Here is a 16,549-nt window from a genome sequence, read left to right on the forward strand (position 1 = left end):
CTGGACCCCGTCATGGCACCGTCTTTCGACTCCCAAGAACTCATCAGCACCAACCCCGCCAACGGCCAGGAAATCGCGCGCATGGCCACCACGTCCTCGGCCGCGCTCGATGCTACCGTCGAGCGCGCCTGGCAGGCCTTCCACCATTCCGGCTGGAAGTCGCTGCTGCCGCACAAGCGCGCGCTGGTGCTGCACGCCATCGCCGACGGCCTGCAGGCCGAGAAGGAATCCCTGGCGCGCCTGCAGATGCAGGACAACGGCAAGCCGCTGGGCGAATGCCGCGGCATGGTGGACTCCGCCATCGGCACGTTCCGATACTACGCCGGCGTCTGCGAAACGCTGGAGACCGACGTGACGCCCGCACGCGGCGACTATGTGTCGTTCACGGTGCTTGAGCCCTTCGGCGTGGTGGCCGCGATCACGCCCTGGAACTCGCCGATCATGAACGATGCGACCAAGGTCGCACCGGCACTGGCCGCCGGCAACGCCGTGATCCTCAAGCCCTCGGAAGACTCGCCGCTGCTGGCCCCGGAGCTGGCGCGCATTGCGCTGGCCGCCGGCCTGCCCCGGGATCTGCTGCAGGTCGTGCAGGGGCGTGGCGCCGACGTGGGCGCTGCCCTGGTGGCCCACCCCGGCGTGCGCATGGTGTCCTTCACGGGCGGCACGACCTCGGGCCGCGCGATTGCCCGCGTGGCCGGCGACAAGCTGATCCCCACGGCGCTGGAACTGGGCGGCAAGTCGCCCCATGTGGTGTTTGCCGACGCCGACCGCGAGCACGCCGTGGCGGCCGTGGTGGCGGGCATCTTCGGCTCGGCCGGCCAGTCCTGCGTGGCCGGCTCGCGCCTGTTCATTGAAGCCAGCGTCTACGACGAGGTGCTGGGCCAGGTCGTGGCGCGCGCCAAGACCATCAAGGTGGCCGCCCCCGACGCCGACGGCGTGGAAATGGGCCCGCTGTCCTCCTTCCACCACCGCGAGCGCGTGGCCCGCTTCGTGGACAACGCCCGCGCCGAGGGCGGCCGCATCCTCTGCGGCGGCGAAGCCCCCACGGGTGGCGAGTTCGACCAGGGCGCCTACTACCTGCCCACGGTGATCGACGGCCTGGGCTACGACGCCGTGGCCTGCCAGGAAGAAGCCTTCGGCCCCGTGCTGGTGGCCCTGCCCTTCCAGGACGAAGCCGACCTCATCCAGCAGGCCAACGGCACGGCCTTCGGCCTGGCCTGCGGCATCTGGACCGAGAACTTCAAGAAGGCCTGGCGCATCGGCCGCGCGCTGGAAGCCGGCTCGGTGTGGATCAACACCTACAAGCAGTCGGTGACCAGCACGCCCTTCGGCGGCTTCAAGAACAGCGGCGTCGGGCGCGAGAAGGGCATTGACGGCCTGAAGCTCTACGCCCAGGTCAAGAGCATGTACTTCGGCCTGCACGCGCAGCCGCTGTCCGTGGCCAAGTAAACCGCCTTCCCTTGTTTCCGGCGGCCCCGCCCGGGCCGAGCCGCCCCTGTTTTTTGGATTCTTTCGCTATGTCTTCCTCTCCAACCGTCGCCATTTACGGCCTGGGCAACATGGGTTTCCCGCTGGCCGAGCGCGTGGGTGCACAGTTCGCCACCCAGGTGTTTGACCTCGACCCAGCCGCCCTGGCACGCGCCAAGGACAAGTTCGGCGGCCAGGCCATCACCGCCCCCGAAGACCTGAAGGCCACCCAGATCGTGGTGCTGTGCCTGCCCAACCCCACGATCTCGCTGGCCGTACTGGCGCAGATCGCGCCCCAGCTGCCGCGCGGCGCCGTGGTGCTGGAGACCAGCACCGTGAACCCCGAGCACATCCACGCCGAGCAAAAGGTGCTGGCGCCGTTCGGCATCGACGTGGTCGACGCCTCCATCATGGCCGGCGTGGGCCAGATGGTGGCCGGCACGGCCTCGCTGGCCCTGGGCGGCGACCCCGCGGCCATCGAGCGCGCCCAGGGCGTGCTCGATGCCATCGCCAGCAAGCAGGTCTACTTCGGCGCCCTGGGCGCCGGCGCCGCCGCCAAGGTCATCAACAACGCCGTGGCACACGCCGTGATGATCGTGGTGGCCGAGGCCGGCGCCATGGCCACGGCAGCGGGCGTGGACACGCAAAAGCTCATCACCCTACTGTCGGACGCGCAGATGGGCCTGCACCGCCCCCTGACCCACCGCTATGCCGAACGCATCGTGCAGGGCCACTACGCAGGCGGCATGCCGCTGGACGCGGCGCGCAAGGACTCCGTCCTGGCCCTGCAGCTGGCGCAGACCCTGGGCGTGCCGCTGTTCGCCATCCAGGGTTCGCACAGCGTCTACGACATGGCCACCGCCGCCGGCTATGGCCGCGACGACTATGCCGCGGTGGCCAAGCTCTGGGCCGACTGGGGCTGCCCCACCGTGCCCGCCAAGCCCGCCGACGCGGCCTGAGCGCCCGCTCCCTCAACCCATTCACCACCGCAGCCCCTACACGAGGCTGTACCTAGAAAACCGGAGACTCACTATGTCCAAATCCATCCTGTCTTTCACGCGCCGCGCCGTCACCCTGGCCGTGGGCGCCCTCGCTTTCGGCGCTGCCTCCAGCGCGCTGGCCGCCTGGCCCGATGACAAGCCCATCGAACTCGTGGTGGGTTTTGCCGCCGGCGGCGGCACCGACATCACGGCCCGCACCGTGGCGCAATACCTCACCACCAAGACGGGGGCCCGCGTGGTGGTCATCAACAAGGCCGGCGCCTCGGGCGAAATCGGCCTGGGCTATGTGGCCAAGGCCAAGCCCGACGGCTACACCCTGGGCATGACCAATATGCCCGGCCTGGTGACCCTGCCCATCGAACGCCTGGGCAAGGGCCAGTTCAACGCCGGCGACTTCACCTACATCGCCAACATGGTGCGCGACCCCAGCGCCTTCAGCGTGCTGGCCAGCAGCAAGTACAAGAACCTCAACGACCTGATCGCCGACGCCAAGGCCCGTCCCGGCGAGATCACCTACGGCTCCACGGGCGTGGGCACGGACGACCACCTGGCCATGGTGCTGTTCCAACGCCTGACGGGTGCCCAGTTCAACCACATCCCCTACAACGGTGCGGGCCCGCTGCGTACAGCCGTGCTGGGCGACCAGGTGGTGATCGGCGGCATGAACCTGGGCGAGGTGATGCCCTTCCGCGAGAAGGTGCGCATCCTGGCCCAGGCCAGCCCCGAGCGCGCCAAGCTGGCCCCCGATGTGCCCAACTTCAGGGAACAGGGCGTGAACCTGGTGTTCAACTCCGAGCGCGGCATCGTGGCGCCCAAGGGCCTGCCCGACGACGTGAAGGCCAGGCTGACCACGGCCCTGCGCGAGATCGCCCAGGACCCCGAGTTCCAGAAGCAGATGAGCAACCAGTTCACTGAAATGGACTACCTCGAAGGCAACGCCTGGAAGGCCCGCCTGGACAAGCAGGCCGAAGGCTTCAAGACCATCTGGGCCGAGTCGCCCTGGTCCGACAAGTAAGCCTCACTCCCTCGCACAGTCAGGTGCGGCACCCGTGATGCGCATCACGGGCGCGGGGCAGCACGGCAAGGCACCCGGCCATGCCGTGTTTGCGCCGAAGTAAAACTGAGCCACCGTGCCGCTTGAATCGTGAGCCAGGGGCGGAAGCCGACGCAGTTGTGGTCGGCTGTGGATAAATGTATGTGCTGCCTTGTTCGTTGAGCTTCTTTGGGTTCTTGGGATTGAACTCATAAACGGCGTTGTGCGCCGCCTCGGTGAACTCCAGCGTCGCCAGTTGCTCAATCAGCTTGCGATCCACCACCGAGGCGTCGACGTCGAAGCCCGCAAGATCCCGGTGCACGGGGGCGCCGACATCATCTGGTACTGCACCGAGCGCATCACGCGGTCCGTGGTCTCGGCGGCCAACAGGTGCTCGACCAGCCAGCGCGAACTGTCCAGGCCCGAGGCCGGGCCCTGCTCCTGCAAATCGCACCATGCTCTGGCCATGCCGTGCAGACGCAATGCCTTGAGCTTGATCGTCACGTCACGCATGATCCACCCCCTTGGCCCGCCTGCGCGAGCTCTACCGCGCCCGCGATCCCCTGTACCGCGAGACCGCGCACTACGTCATCGAGACCGGCCGCCCCACGGTGCACACGCTGGTGAACATGATCGTGATGCAGCTGGAGATGGCGGCGGGAGCGCAGGAGACGCCCGGCGCCTGAGCCGCAGCGCCGCCCCCGGCGCAGATGCCGCGCATGCCGTGCCGCGCTATCGGTCTGGCGGCCGCCCACTCTCTGCGCGCCCTGCCGGGGGCGTGTGCCGCGCCAGCAGCCCCGCGGCCCAGTCGATGAACACCCGCACCTTGGCGCTCACATGCCGGTTGGGCGGATATGCCACGTACAGCGGCATGGGGTCCAGCGCCCAGTCCTCGAATACCGGCACCAGCTCGCCGCATGCCTCATGGGGCCGGGCCATGAAATCCGGCAGCCAGACCACGCCCAGGCCCGCCAGGCCCGCCGCCAGGTAGGCGTTGCCGTCGTCCACGGCACACACGTAGCGGCCCCGCACGTGAAGGCGCTCACCGCCCCTGCGCATGGCGTAGGGCACCGGCCGGCCGGCGTGTTCCCACAGGAAGCCAACGACGCGGTGGTGGCTGTCCTCCAGCGCCTGCGGATGCGCGGGCATGCCCGCGCGCTGCAGGTAGCCGGGGGCGGCGAACACGCGCAGCCGCAGGTCGCCCACATGGCGCGCGACGAGAGACGGGTCGGTCATGGCGCCGCCGCGCACCACGCAGTCCACGTTGTCGCCCACCATGTCCACCCGGCGGTCGCTCACGCCCATGTCGAGCTGGATGTCGGGATACCGCGCATGGAACGCGGGCAGCGCGGGAATGAGCAGCAGGCGGGCCAGCGGGCTGGGCACGTCCACCCGCAGGCGACCCCGGGGCGCGGCGCGGGCGCCGGAAAGGCTGGTCTCGGCGTCTTCCAGGTCCGCCAGCAAGCGCACCACGCGCGCGTAGTAGGCGGCGCCATCGGCCGTGACCTGCACCCTGCGCGTGGTGCGATGCAGCAGCTTCACCTGCAGCCGCGCTTCCAGTTGCTGCACCAACTGCGTGACGGTGGTGCGACTCATGTGCAGCGTATGGGCTGCCTTGGTGAAGCTGCCCGCCTCCACCACACGTGCGAAAGCCTGCATTGCGTCGAAACGGTCCATGGACGGGGGCTCCGGGAAGAGGCACTGATTGTTTGGATTCTAGGAACAGTGGTGAACAGACCTGCCTGTTTATCCGCCGGGCGCGGGCCTCTACAGTGCCGGCATCGTCCACTGAAAGAGTTCCCCATGACCCCACGTGATGCCGTTTTCCCTGCGGGGCGCCAGGCGCTGTACGAGCGCAACCGCTACTCGCCCGCCGTGCGCTCGGGCGGTTTTCTGTTCGTTTCCGGCCAGGTGGGCAGCCGCGAGGACGGCTCGCCCGAGCCGGACGTGACGGCGCAGGCGCGGCTGGCGTTCCAGAACCTGAACGCGGTGCTGGACGCCGCAGGCTGCACGTTCGGCGACGTGGTGGATGTGACGATGTTCGTCGTCGACCCCGAAGCAAACCTGGGCGCCGTCTGGAGCGTCGTGCCCGAGTTCTGGGGCGAGGCGCCCCACCCCACGCTGACGGGCATCGGCGTGACCTGGCTGTCCGGCTTCCAATTCGAGATCAAGGTGATCGCCAAACTGCCGGAGGAGGCGCGACAACAATAAAAACAGCCTCTGACGCCCATCCATCAAGCGCTAATAGCTATATGTTTTATAGCATCACAGATTCGGCGCCAGCAAACGGCGCAGGGCCTCCGGGTCCATGCCCCGGCGCGCCGCCATGTCGGCCAACTGGTCTTCGCCGATCTGGCCCACGTTGAAATAGGTGGCGTCGGGGTGGCCGATGTAGAAGCCGCTGACGCTGGACGCGGGGAACATGGCCAGGCTGTCGGTGAGGTACATGCCGATGTCGTCCGCCTGGAGCACGCAGAACAGGTCGGTCTTGGCGCTGTGGTCCGGGCAGGCCGGATAGCCGGGCGCGGGGCGGATGCCCCGGTAGCGCTCCTTGATGAGCTCCTCGTTCGTCAGTTGCTCCTGAGGCGCATAGCCCCACAGGTCCTTGCGCACGCGCTGGTGCAGGCATTCGGCGAAGGCCTCGGCCAGGCGGTCGGCCAGCGACTTGAACATGATGCTGCTGTAGTCGTCCAGCGCGTCCAGGAACTCCTGGTCCTTCTTTTCGGCACCAATGCCCGCGGTCACGGCGAACAGCCCCGCGTAGTCCCGGATGCCGGACTCCTTCGGCGCCACGAAGTCGGCCAGGCAGCGGCTGGGGCGCGTCACGCCGTCGATCACCTGCTTTTCGGTCTGCTGGCGCAGGCCGTACCAGGTGCTCAGCACCTGGGTGCGCGATTCGTCGGTGTAGAACTCGATGTCGTCGCCCACGCGGTTGGCGGGGAACAGGCCCATCACGCCGTTGGCCTGCAGCCAGCGGCCCTCGATGATCTTGCGGAGCATAGCCTGGCCGTCGGCCAGTACCTTGCGGGCCTGCTCGCCCACGATCTCGTCCTGGAGGATGGCGGGATACGGGCCGGCCAGGTCCCAGGTCTGGAAGAACGGGCCCCAGTCGATGTACTGGGCGATCTCGGCCAGGTCGAAGTTCTTGAACACGCGCCGGCCCAGCGCGCGCGGCACGGTGGGCGTGAATTGCGCGAAGTCCACCGGCGTCGCGTTGGCGCGCGCGCGCTCCAGCGGCCACAGCGGCACCTGCTTCTTGTTGGCGTGGAGCTGGCGCACCTTGTCGTAGTCGGCCTGCACCTCGGCCAGGTAGCTGTCCTTTTGCTCGCCCAGCAGGCTCTGCGCCACGCTCACGCTGCGCGAGGCGTCGGGCACGTAGACCACGGGGCCTTCGTACTTGGGCGCGATCTTCACGGCCGTGTGCACGCGCGAGCAGGTGGCGCCGCCGATCAAGAGCGGAATCTTCTTGATGCGGAAGTAGTCGTCCTTGTGCATTTCGCCGGCCACGTACTGCATCTCTTCCAGGCTGGGAGTGATCAGGCCGGACAGGCCGATGATGTCCGCCCCCTCGGCCTTGGCGCGCGCCAAAATTTCGTGGCAGGGCACCATCACGCCCATGTTGATGACCTCGAAGTTGTTGCACTGCAGGACCACGGTGACGATGTTCTTGCCGATGTCGTGCACGTCGCCCTTGACGGTGGCGATGACGATCTTGCCCTTGCTGCTCACGTCCAGGCCGGCGGCTTCCTGCTGGCGCTTTTCTTCCTCGATGTAGGGCACCAGGTGGGCCACGGCCTGCTTCATCACGCGGGCCGACTTGACCACCTGGGGCAGGAACATCTTGCCGGCGCCGAACAGGTCGCCCACGATGTTCATGCCGTCCATCAGCGGGCCTTCGATCACGTGCAGCGGGCGGCCGCCGCCCTTGACCACGATCTGCTGGTAGGCCTCTTCCGTGTCCTCGGTGATGAAGTCGGTGATGCCATGCACCAGCGCATGCGACAGGCGCTCGTTCACGGTCTTGGGGTGCTCGGGCGTGCCGCGCCATTCCAGCTTCTTGCTGTCGTCCTTGGCGGCGCCCTTGGCGCTGTCGGCAATCTCCAGCAGGCGCTCGGCGGCGTCGGGGCGGCGGTTCAGCACCACGTCTTCGACGCGCTCGCGCAGCTGGGGCTCCAGGTCGTCGTACACGCCGACCATGCCGGCGTTGACGATGCCCATGTCCATGCCCGCCGCGATCGCGTGGTACAGGAACACGGTGTGGATGGCCTCACGCACCGGGTCGTTGCCGCGGAAGGAGAACGACACGTTGGATACGCCGCCGCTCACCTTGGCGCCCGGCAGGTGCTGCTTGATCCAGCGCACGGCCTCGATGAAGTCGACGCCGTAGTTGTTGTGCTCCTCGATGCCGGTGGCCACGGCGAAGATGTTGGGGTCGAAGATGATGTCCTCGGGTGCAAAGCCCACCTCATCCACCAGGATGCGGTAGGCGCGCTCGCAGATCTCGGTCTTGCGCGCGTAGGTGTCGGCCTGGCCCTTCTCGTCGAAGGCCATCACCACGGCGGCCGCGCCGTAGCGCTTGATGAGCTTAGCGTGGGCCTTGAACTCCTCCACGCCCTCCTTCATCGAGATCGAGTTGACGATGCCCTTGCCCTGCAGGCAGCGCAGGCCGGCCTCGATCACCTCCCACTTGGAGCTGTCCACCATCACCGGCACCTTGGCGATGTCGGGCTCGGATGCGATCAGGTTCAGGAAGCGCACCATGGCGGCCTTGCTGTCCAGCATGGCCTCATCCATGTTCACGTCGATCACCTGGGCGCCGTTCTCCACCTGCTGGCGCGCCACGGCCAGGGCCTCTTCGTACTGCTCGTTGAGGATCAGGCGCGCGAAGGCCTTGGAACCGGTGACGTTGGTGCGCTCGCCCACGTTGACGAACAGCGTGCCTTCGCCGATGGTGACCGGCTCCAGGCCGGAGAGCTTCATGGGGGGGATATGTGCAGCGGACATCAGGCTCACCTGTGCAATCGGAGGGGGGACAGGTGAGCGTCGTTGCGAACGAATGAGGGTCCCAAGCCTGACGGGCCGGCTCAGGCCCGCTGCAACGCTCCTTGGGAACGCGGATTTTACTGATTTACCTTGTTACATTGCGCGACAGGATCGGGCGCAGGGCCTTTCCCCACCACCCGCAAGAACAGAAAGAGGGCAACAATGTTTCGACAGGCACGGCATACGGCCTATACGACCTATGTGGCCGCCGCCATGGCAGCGGCGCTGGCAGCCGGCTGCGGCGGCGGCAGCGACGACGATGGCTATACGCCACCGCCCCCCGTGGCCAAGGTGACCGGCGCCGAGGGTTTCTGGACGGGCAAGTCCTCCACCGGCGACGACGTGTTCCTGGCCATCCTCGACAACGGCGACACCTGGGGCGTGTACGCGCGGGACGGGCTGGCGCGCGGCGCGGTGCATGGCACCACCCTCTCGGCCGACGGCCGCCTGCGCGGCTCAAGCGCGCAGTTCGACCTGACCGCCCACACCGTGGCGTCCCGCGCCTACGAGGGCACCTACACGGTGCAGAAGGACATCCGCGTCTGGTTCGGCTTCGACGCCTTCTCGGGCAGCTACAGCAAGGCCTACGAGCAACCGGCCTCCCTGGCGCAGCTGGCGGGCATCTACAAGGGCGTGGGCGTCAGCACGGGGTCGGCCCACATGGCCGTGACGCTGGCCATCAACACCGACGGCGCCGTGGCCACCGAGCCCATGCAGGGCTGCACGGCCCGGGGTTCGGCCGCGCCACGCCCCGGAGGCAGGAACATCTTCGACCTGCGCATCGCCTTCGCGGGCGACACCTGCGCCCTGGGCCATGGCGCCATCGCCACCGGGGTCGCGTACTACGAGAACGGGGCACTGCTGACGATGGGCCTACTGCCGTCGCAAACCCAGGGCTTCATCTTCATGGGCCAGAAATGAGGGCCTGAAGCCCTCGGGGCCTGCGGGCCGTCACGCGGCATCCACCGCACCGCGCGGCAGGCCGCGCCCGTGGAACCAGACCAGGTACAGCGCCAGGCCGATGCAGGGCGCCGTCCACAGCGCGCCGATGGCGGCGGCGCCGCCCATGTCCTGCAGCGTGAGCGCCTGCCGCGGCGACTGCGCGAGCGGCCACAGCAGCAAGGCGCCCAGGCCCGACAGCGTGCCCAGCAGCGGCACCCAGCGCTGCCCGCGCCGGCCTATCGCCCAGCCAATGCCCATGGCCAGATGGCAGGCCCATGCCGACAGGATCATGCCCCCCACCCACGCGCCCGGGGCGGGCTGGATCAGGGCCATGCCCGCCAGCGCCAGGGACGACACCAGGCCATAGACGGACAGCAGGTAGCAGGCCGCCAGAAGAAGAAAGCGTCCCCAGGGTTTCATATCCACGCTAGAAGCCACGACCCGCGCAGTATCGCTGCGCTCAGGCGCCGTGCTCCACCCCCTGGTCCGGCTGCAGCGCCCGCAGCTTGCGGTACAGGGTGCGCGGGCTGATGCCCAGGGCCTGGGCCAGTTGGCGGCGCGTGCGGCCGGGCTCCTGCAAGGCGGCGCGCAGGGCCGCGGCCTCCAGGCCGCGCAGGCCGGCGTCTGCGGCGGCATCCTCGACCGCCCGGGGGGCGCGAGAGGGCCGATCGAACGCGAGCGCCCGCTCGATGGTCTGCGCGACCACCACGGGGCCGTCGGTCAGCAGCGCGGCGCGCTCCAGCACGTTGCGCAGCTCTCGCACGTTGCCCGGGAAGGGGTGCTGCGCCAGTCGGCGCAACGCGGCGGGTGCCAGCGCCAGGCGGCGGCCCGGCGCCACGCGCTCCAGCAGGGATTCGGCCAGCAGCGGGATGTCCTGCGCGCGCTCGCGCAGCGCCGGCAGGGTGATGGGGAAGGTGCTGAGGCGGTAGTACAGGTCTTCGCGGAAGCGCCCCTCGGCCACCATGGCCTTCAGGTCGCGGTGGGTGGCGGCCACGACGCGCAGGTCCGCACGGCGCAGCTCGGTCTGGCCCACGCGGCGGTAGGTGCCGCTTTCCAGCAGGCGCAGCAGCTTGACCTGCATGGTGAGCGGAATGTCGCCCACCTCGTCCAGGAACAGGGTGCCGCCATGCGCGGCCTCGACCAGCCCGGCGCGGGCGGCATGCGCGCCGGTGAACGCGCCCTTCTCGTGGCCGAACAGCTCGCTTTCGAACAGCGTCTCGGGCAGGCTGGCGCAGTCCACCGCCACCAGGGCACGGCCGGCACGGCTGCTGGCCTCGTGCACGGCGCGGGCGGCCAGCTCCTTGCCGGTGCCCGATTCGCCCAGCAGCAGCACGCTGGCCTGCGACGGGCCCACCCGGGCGATGAGTTCCAGCACGGCCTGGAAGGCGGGTGCGCGCCCGATCATGCCCAGGGCGCCGGAATGCCCCTGGGCAATGCGCAGCGGCTCCATCTTCTCCAGGAAGAACTGCGGCCTGCCGGCCCCGTCGCGCAGCGGCACCAGCTCGATCTGCACGTACTCCTCTCCGCCGGGGGTGTGGTGCAGGTGCAGCACGCGTTCGCGCTGCCCGCTGTGCAGGGAGCGCGCCAGCGGGCACGACTCCCCGGCCTGGTCACAGGGCACGGCCGAGTGGTGCGACACCGCGTGGCAGGTGCGGCCCAGCACGGGCGCCCCCTGGCCGTACTGGCGCCGGTACGCGGCATTGGCCGCCACGATGCGGTAGGCGCGGTCGAACAGGATATGGGGCTCCGGCAGCGCCTCCAGCCAGGAGGCCAGCAGCACGGGCTGCACGGCGGAAGGGAGATCCTGGGGAGCGGGGTCGGTGGTCATGCGGGTACGGGGTGATGGCGGCCTGTGCGCCACATGGTGCCATATATGGCACCACATGCCATGGCACTGGCAGCATCAGCGGCACGCCCAGGACGCGGCAGGCGGCCCTAAGTCCCTGCCGCTACAGCGCTTTTTCCGCCAGGGGCGACCAGGGGGCGCTGGCACGGGTCTTGAGTAAGGACAAGGGAATACCCGCATGCCACAGCACCCACCCCGCCCTTGCAAGGAGCCCGCCATGACCGCACCCGCCCTGTCCACCGCCCCCGACGCACCCGACGCCGAGCGGCGCACCCTGATCCAGGCCACGGCCGCCGCGGGTGGCGTGGCCGCCGTGGCCGCCGCCGTGCCGCTGGTGAGCAGCCTGGCGCCCAGTGAGCGGGCGCGCTCGCTGGGCGCGGCCGTGGAGGTGGACATCGCCGGCCTGGCGCCGGGCGGCATGCTCACGGTGGAATGGCGTGGCAAGCCGATCTGGATCGTGCGGCGCACGGCCGAGATGCTGCAGTCGCTGCAGGGGCTGGACGCCCAGCTCGCAGACCCGGGCTCCGCCAAGGAGCAGCAGCCCCCCTACGCGCGCAACGCGCACCGCTCCGTGCAGCCCGAGATCTTCGTGGCCGTGGGTATCTGCACCCACCTGGGCTGCTCGCCCACGGCGGTGGGCCGGGGCGCGCCGCAGGGCGGCCTGGGCGCCGACTGGCCCGGCGGGTTCTTCTGCCCCTGCCACGGCTCCACGTTCGACCACGCCGGACGCGTGTACCGCAACAAGCCCGCGCCCACCAACCTGGAGGTGCCGCCGCACCGCTTCCTGAGCGCCACGCGGCTGCTCATCGGGGAGGACGGCGCCGCCTGACGCCCCTGCGCCCCGCCCTGCCCCGCGATCCCCACAACGACAACGACACCCCATGCCCGCCCCCCAGACCACTCCCCCGGCCGACCACGACGGCTACATCGACCTGTACGAGGCCAAGAAGAAGATCTACCCCCGCGCCATCGACGGCGCGTTCGCGCGCTGGCGCTGGGCGCTGGTGCTGCTCACGCAGGCCGTGTTCTACGGCCTGCCGTGGTTCGAATGGGGCCAGCGACAGATGGTGCTGTTCGACCTGGGCGCGCGGCGCTTCTACCTCTTCGGCCTGGTGCTGTACCCGCAGGACTTCATCTACCTCACGGGTCTGCTCATCATCTCGGCGCTGTCGCTGTTCCTGTTCACCGCCGTCGCCGGGCGGCTGTGGTGCGGCTTTGCCTGCCCGCAGACCGTGTACACCGAGATCTTCCTGTGGATCGAGCGCCTGACCGAGGGCGACCGCAGCGCCCGCATGCGCCTGGACAAGGGCCCGTGGACCTTCGAGAAGCTGTGGCGCAAGGCGCTCAAGCAGCTGGCCTGGGTGTCGGTGGCGCTGTGGACGGGCTTCACCTTCGTGGGCTACTTCGTGCCGATCCGCCAGCTGGGGGGCGAGCTGCTGGCCCTGGCCGGCACCTGGCAGCTCTTCTGGGTGGGCTTCTACAGCTTCGCCACCTACGGCTTCGCGGGCTACATGCGCGAGCAGGTGTGCAAGTACATGTGCCCCTACGCGCGCTTTCAGAGCGCCATGTTCGACAAGGACACGCTCATCGTCACCTACGACACCCAGCGCGGCGAGCCGCGCGGCGCCCGCAGCAAGAAGGTGGACCCCAAGGCCCAGGCGCTGGGCGACTGCATCGACTGCTCGCTGTGCGTGCAGGTCTGCCCCACGGGCATCGACATCCGCAAGGGCCTGCAGTACGAGTGCATCGGCTGCGGCCTGTGCGTGGACGCCTGCAACGCGGTGATGGACAAGGTGCAGTACCCGCGCGGGCTGATCCGCTACGCCACGCAAAACGGCATGCACAACCGCTGGAGCGGCGCGCAGATGGTGCGCCGCGTGCTGCGCCCGCGGGTGCTGCTCTACGGCGCAGTGCTGCTGGCGCTGTGCGCAGCCATGCTGGCCAGCCTGGTCACGCGCACGCCCCTGAAGGTGGACGTGGTGCGCGACCGCGCGGCCCTGTCGCGCGTGGTGGCCGGCGGCCAGTTGGAGAACATCTACCGCCTGCAGATCATGAACGCCACCGAGCAGCCCCAGCGCTACCGCATCACGGCGCGCGGCCTGCAGGGCCTGCACATCGCCTCGGACAGCGAGGTGGACATCGGCCCCGCCGAGTCGCGCTGGGTGCCCGTGCGCCTGCAGCTGCCCTACGGCACCGCGCCCGCGGGCTCGCACCCGGTGCACTTCGACGTGCAGGCGCTGGGCGACCGGGCGCAGGTGACTGAGAAGTCTGCCTTCCTCGTGCCGCGCTGACCGTGCGAGCGGCCCCGCCTGCGCGGCGGGGCCCGCTGGACGCTGGGTCAAGCGCCGCGCGAACGCACAGTCAAGCCGCCGCTGCCGGGCGGCGGCAAGATCGCCAGCAGTACGCACCACCCGCGCCGCACGCTCCCACAAATATAGCTACTAGCGCCTGATACACAAGGGCTGGAAGTGTTTTTCATGCACAAGGCTGCACGGTGGACCGCCCTTCCATCGCCTGGCCCACCCGCCCATGAAAACCTTTGCCTCCCGCCTGGCCGCCCTGCTGCTGGCGGCCGCCTCGTGCCCAGCCGGCGCCGCCACCTTGTTCGACAACCTGGCCGCTGCCGTCGAAACCTACCGGTTCACCGACTCGGCGCAGTACTACACCCAGCTCCAGCTGGCCAACCGCATCCCCGTCGGCCCCGATGCCATGCGCATCGACACCGTCACCATGGACGTCGACGAGTTCAACGGCCTGGAGGTCAAGGTCTGCGACACCAGCGCCAGCGCCACCGCGCCCGACACCAGCCGCTGCGCCCCGTTCACCCCGGACCAGACCAGCCCCGGCAGGCGCGTGTTCTCGGGCAGCGGCGACATCAGCCCGGGCAACGTGGCCTGGGTGGTGATGCGCTCGACGGGCTGGAGCAAGGTCCGCTACCAAATCATCACCGGCGGCCAGAACGGGCTGGCCTGGAACACGCAAGGGCACAACTACAACACCTGGATCACCGGCGCCTCGACGTATGGCATGGCCGTCACCGGCGCATCGGTGCGCATCGATGGCGCCTGCGGCAGCGCCAGCGGCACCACCCCCTACCGCTTTCCGCCCGACACCCACCTGTGCAGCGCGGGCACGCCGGGCATGATGTTCGGCGAGCCGGACCGCTTCGTCTGGTCCTGCCAGGGCGCCAACGGCGGTGACGACGCCCTGTCGTGCACCGCGCCGCGCTCGCATTTCGTCACCACCCAAGCCACGGGCGCCGGCAGCATCGAGCCGGGCCGCGAGGTGGTCGCCGGGCAGCGGGCCAGCTTCACCCTCTCGCCCCAGCCGGGCTACGCGGCCTCGGCCAGCGGCTGCGGCGGCACGCTGTCGGGCAACGTCTTCACCACCGGGGTGATCGATGGCCCTTGCACCATCAGCGCCACCTTCACCCCCACGGCCACCCATGGCGCCTGCGGCGACACGGCCCCCACGCCCACCCGGCCCACCCACCTGTGCAGCGCGGGCAATGCCATCAACCAGAGCGATCAGGTCTATGCCTTCGACTGGCAGTGCGCCGGCACCAACGGCGGCAGCACGGCCACCTGCCAGGCGCCGCGCCAGTACCAGGTCACGGTGAACCAGGACATCGGCATCCGCACCGCGCAGTGCAGCCCCAACCCGGTGACCTACAACACCGCCACCACCTGCACCGCCACCGCCTACAACCCCACCGGCCGCCCCTTCAGCGGCTGGACGGGGGCGTGCAGCGGCACGGGGCCATGCACCCCCACCGTCCTCGGGCCCACCACCGTTTCGGCCCACTCCGCGTTCGTCACCCACACCATCGCCACCAGCGCCACGAACGGCTCCGTCACCTGCACGCCCAACCCGATCGAGGACGGCAGAACCGCCACCTGCGCCGCCACACCGGCCGCCGGCTACCAGTTCAGCGCCTGGTCGGGCGACTGCACGGGCAGCGGCGCCTGCACGCTCCTGTACGTGGACGGCCCGCGCAGCGTCTCGGCCACCTTCACGCCCCAGGCCCACGCCATCGCCACGCCCGCCGCCACCGGCGGCAGCGTCACCTGCGCGCCCAACCCCGTGCCCCACGGTCAGAACGCCAGCTGCACCGCCACGCCCGCTGCCGGCTACCAGTTCACAGCCTGGACGGGCGATTGCACGGGCGGTGGCACCTGCTCGCTCAGCAACGTGACCGGCCCGCGCAGCGTCGCGGCCAGCTTCACGCTGAACACCTACGCCATCGCCACGCCCGCCGCCACCGGCGGCAGCGTCGCCTGCACGCCCAACCCCGTGCCCCACGGCCAGGACGCCAGTTGCACCGCCACGCCGGACGCCCGCTATCAGTTCAGCGCCTGGTCGGGCGATTGCAGCGGCGCCGGGGAATGCCGGCTCACCCACGTAACCCGCGCGCACAGCGTGGGCGCGCAGTTCACCCTGCAGCCCGTGGATGGCGCCTGCGGCGTGGCAGCGGGCCGGCCCGCCATCACGGCGCCGGGCGCGGACCTGTGCGCCACCGGCGCGCCCGGCGGCGTGCAGTCCGCCAACGGCCAATACGCCTGGTCCTGCGCGGGTGAGCACGGTGGGGCCGCGCAGCAGTGCAGCGCCCCCTGGGCGGATGCGGGCCAGGGCACGGGCACGGTGGAACTGGTGGGCGGCAGTGGCGGGGCAGGCTGGCGCATCGGCACCGCGGCCTTTGCCGCACTGCCGGAGCCGCTGCCGAGCGGCGCCCAGGCCGCACACGCGCCGCTGGCGCTGGTGCTCGACGGCGGCAGCGGCAGCGCCCAGGTCACCGTGACCTACACCACGCCCGTGCCCGAGGGCGCCGTCTATCTCAAGCACGGCCCCAGCCGCAACGGGCTGGGCTGCACCGGCGCCACCGCCTGCGCCCAGGCGCACTGGTACGCGCTGCCGGGCGCCGTGTTTTCGCCTGACCGCACGCGCGTCACCTTCACCCTGGAGGATGGCGGCGATGGCGACAGCGACGGCATCGCCAACGGCCGCATCACCGACCCCGGCGTGCCCGCGCTGCTGCCCCCCGCGCCACCCCCTGGCGCTCGGGCCATTCCGGCGCTGTCGGCCTGGGCGCTGGCGCTGCTGGCGGCGCTGCTGGTGCTGCTGGCGCGGCGCGGGCAGCGCCAGCCGCGATCGCCGATTCAATGCAAAAAGAGCCTCCAGCGCTTATGTGTCAAGCGCTAGAAGCTCCTTATTTGCTAG

The 16,549-nt window shown here is 69.8% G+C and carries 12 protein-coding genes, 2 pseudogenes and 1 riboswitch; of the genes and pseudogenes, 9 read left to right on the forward strand and 5 right to left on the reverse strand.

What is annotated here, in order from left to right:
* Nucleotides 1-12 precede the first annotated feature (12 nt).
* From BP68_RS10305 to BP68_RS10315, 3 genes are all read left to right on the forward strand, one after another.
* Nucleotides 13-1,449 carry an aldehyde dehydrogenase gene (locus tag BP68_RS10305; protein WP_496371339.1) on the forward strand — a complete coding sequence of 479 codons (1,437 nt, stop codon included), beginning with the start codon at nt 13-15 and terminating at the stop codon, nt 1,447-1,449.
* A 68-nt stretch (nt 1,450-1,517) separates the two neighbouring features.
* Nucleotides 1,518-2,426: an NAD(P)-dependent oxidoreductase gene (locus BP68_RS10310; protein WP_496371341.1), complete on the forward strand. Its 909-nt coding sequence runs from the start codon at nt 1,518-1,520 to the stop codon at nt 2,424-2,426.
* A 73-nt stretch (nt 2,427-2,499) separates the two neighbouring features.
* Nucleotides 2,500-3,483, forward strand: coding sequence for a Bug family tripartite tricarboxylate transporter substrate binding protein (locus BP68_RS10315; protein ID WP_496371343.1), 984 nt, complete (start codon nt 2,500-2,502; stop codon nt 3,481-3,483).
* 205 nt (nt 3,484-3,688) lie between these two features.
* Here the strand turns inward: BP68_RS10315 and BP68_RS10320 are convergent.
* Nucleotides 3,689-4,014: pseudogene (locus tag BP68_RS10320) on the reverse strand (ATP-binding protein); the annotation flags it as partial.
* A gap of 8 nt (nt 4,015-4,022) precedes the next feature.
* On the opposite strand from BP68_RS10320, the pseudogene BP68_RS10325 reads away from it, so the two are divergent.
* Nucleotides 4,023-4,187 (forward strand): annotated as a pseudogene (locus BP68_RS10325) (shikimate kinase); the annotation flags it as partial.
* 46 nt (nt 4,188-4,233) lie between these two features.
* Here the strand turns inward: BP68_RS10325 and BP68_RS10330 are convergent.
* Nucleotides 4,234-5,178 (reverse strand): LysR family transcriptional regulator, encoded by a 945-nt coding sequence (locus BP68_RS10330; RefSeq protein WP_496371345.1) that lies wholly within the window; start codon nt 5,176-5,178, stop codon nt 4,234-4,236.
* A gap of 126 nt (nt 5,179-5,304) precedes the next feature.
* Here BP68_RS10330 and BP68_RS10335 point away from each other — a divergent pair, with 126 nt between their 5' ends.
* A complete protein-coding gene (locus BP68_RS10335) occupies nt 5,305-5,712 on the forward strand; it encodes a RidA family protein (RefSeq protein ID WP_496371347.1) in 408 nt (135 codons plus the stop codon).
* A gap of 54 nt (nt 5,713-5,766) precedes the next feature.
* Here BP68_RS10335 and metH read toward each other — a convergent pair whose 3' ends face one another.
* Nucleotides 5,767-8,505: a methionine synthase gene (gene metH / locus BP68_RS10340; protein ID WP_496371349.1), complete on the reverse strand. Its 2,739-nt coding sequence runs from the start codon at nt 8,503-8,505 to the stop codon at nt 5,767-5,769.
* 27 nt (nt 8,506-8,532) lie between these two features.
* A riboswitch (S-adenosyl-L-homocysteine riboswitch) is annotated at nt 8,533-8,614 on the reverse strand.
* Between the two features lie 92 nt (nt 8,615-8,706).
* On the opposite strand from metH, the gene BP68_RS10345 reads away from it, so the two are divergent.
* On the forward strand, nt 8,707-9,465 hold the full coding sequence (locus tag BP68_RS10345) for a hypothetical protein (protein ID WP_496371351.1): 759 nt from the start codon (nt 8,707-8,709) through the stop codon (nt 9,463-9,465).
* A gap of 30 nt (nt 9,466-9,495) precedes the next feature.
* On the opposite strand, the gene BP68_RS10350 is transcribed toward BP68_RS10345, so the two are convergent.
* Both BP68_RS10350 and BP68_RS10355 read right to left on the reverse strand, forming a co-directional pair.
* A complete protein-coding gene (locus tag BP68_RS10350; protein WP_496371353.1) occupies nt 9,496-9,906 on the reverse strand; it encodes a hypothetical protein in 411 nt (136 codons plus the stop codon).
* A 40-nt stretch (nt 9,907-9,946) separates the two neighbouring features.
* A complete protein-coding gene (locus BP68_RS10355) occupies nt 9,947-11,314 on the reverse strand; it encodes a sigma-54 interaction domain-containing protein (RefSeq protein ID WP_496371355.1) in 1,368 nt (455 codons plus the stop codon).
* Between the two features lie 235 nt (nt 11,315-11,549).
* On the opposite strand from BP68_RS10355, the gene petA reads away from it, so the two are divergent.
* The 3 genes from petA to BP68_RS10370 all read left to right on the forward strand — a co-directional run bounded on the left by petA (nt 11,550) and on the right by BP68_RS10370 (nt 16,531).
* Complete coding sequence (gene petA / locus BP68_RS10360) at nt 11,550-12,161, forward strand: ubiquinol-cytochrome c reductase iron-sulfur subunit (protein WP_496371357.1); 612 nt, start codon at nt 11,550-11,552, stop codon at nt 12,159-12,161.
* 52 nt (nt 12,162-12,213) lie between these two features.
* On the forward strand, nt 12,214-13,623 hold the full coding sequence (ccoG, locus tag BP68_RS10365; protein ID WP_496371359.1) for a cytochrome c oxidase accessory protein CcoG: 1,410 nt from the start codon (nt 12,214-12,216) through the stop codon (nt 13,621-13,623).
* 238 nt (nt 13,624-13,861) lie between these two features.
* The gene (locus BP68_RS10370; RefSeq protein WP_496371361.1) at nt 13,862-16,531 is read left to right on the forward strand and encodes an IPTL-CTERM sorting domain-containing protein; all 2,670 of its coding nucleotides are present in this window, start codon (nt 13,862-13,864) and stop codon (nt 16,529-16,531) included.
* The last annotated feature ends 18 nt before the right edge of the window (nt 16,532-16,549 follow it).

Source organism: Diaphorobacter oryzae DSM 22780 (assembly GCF_059568935.1).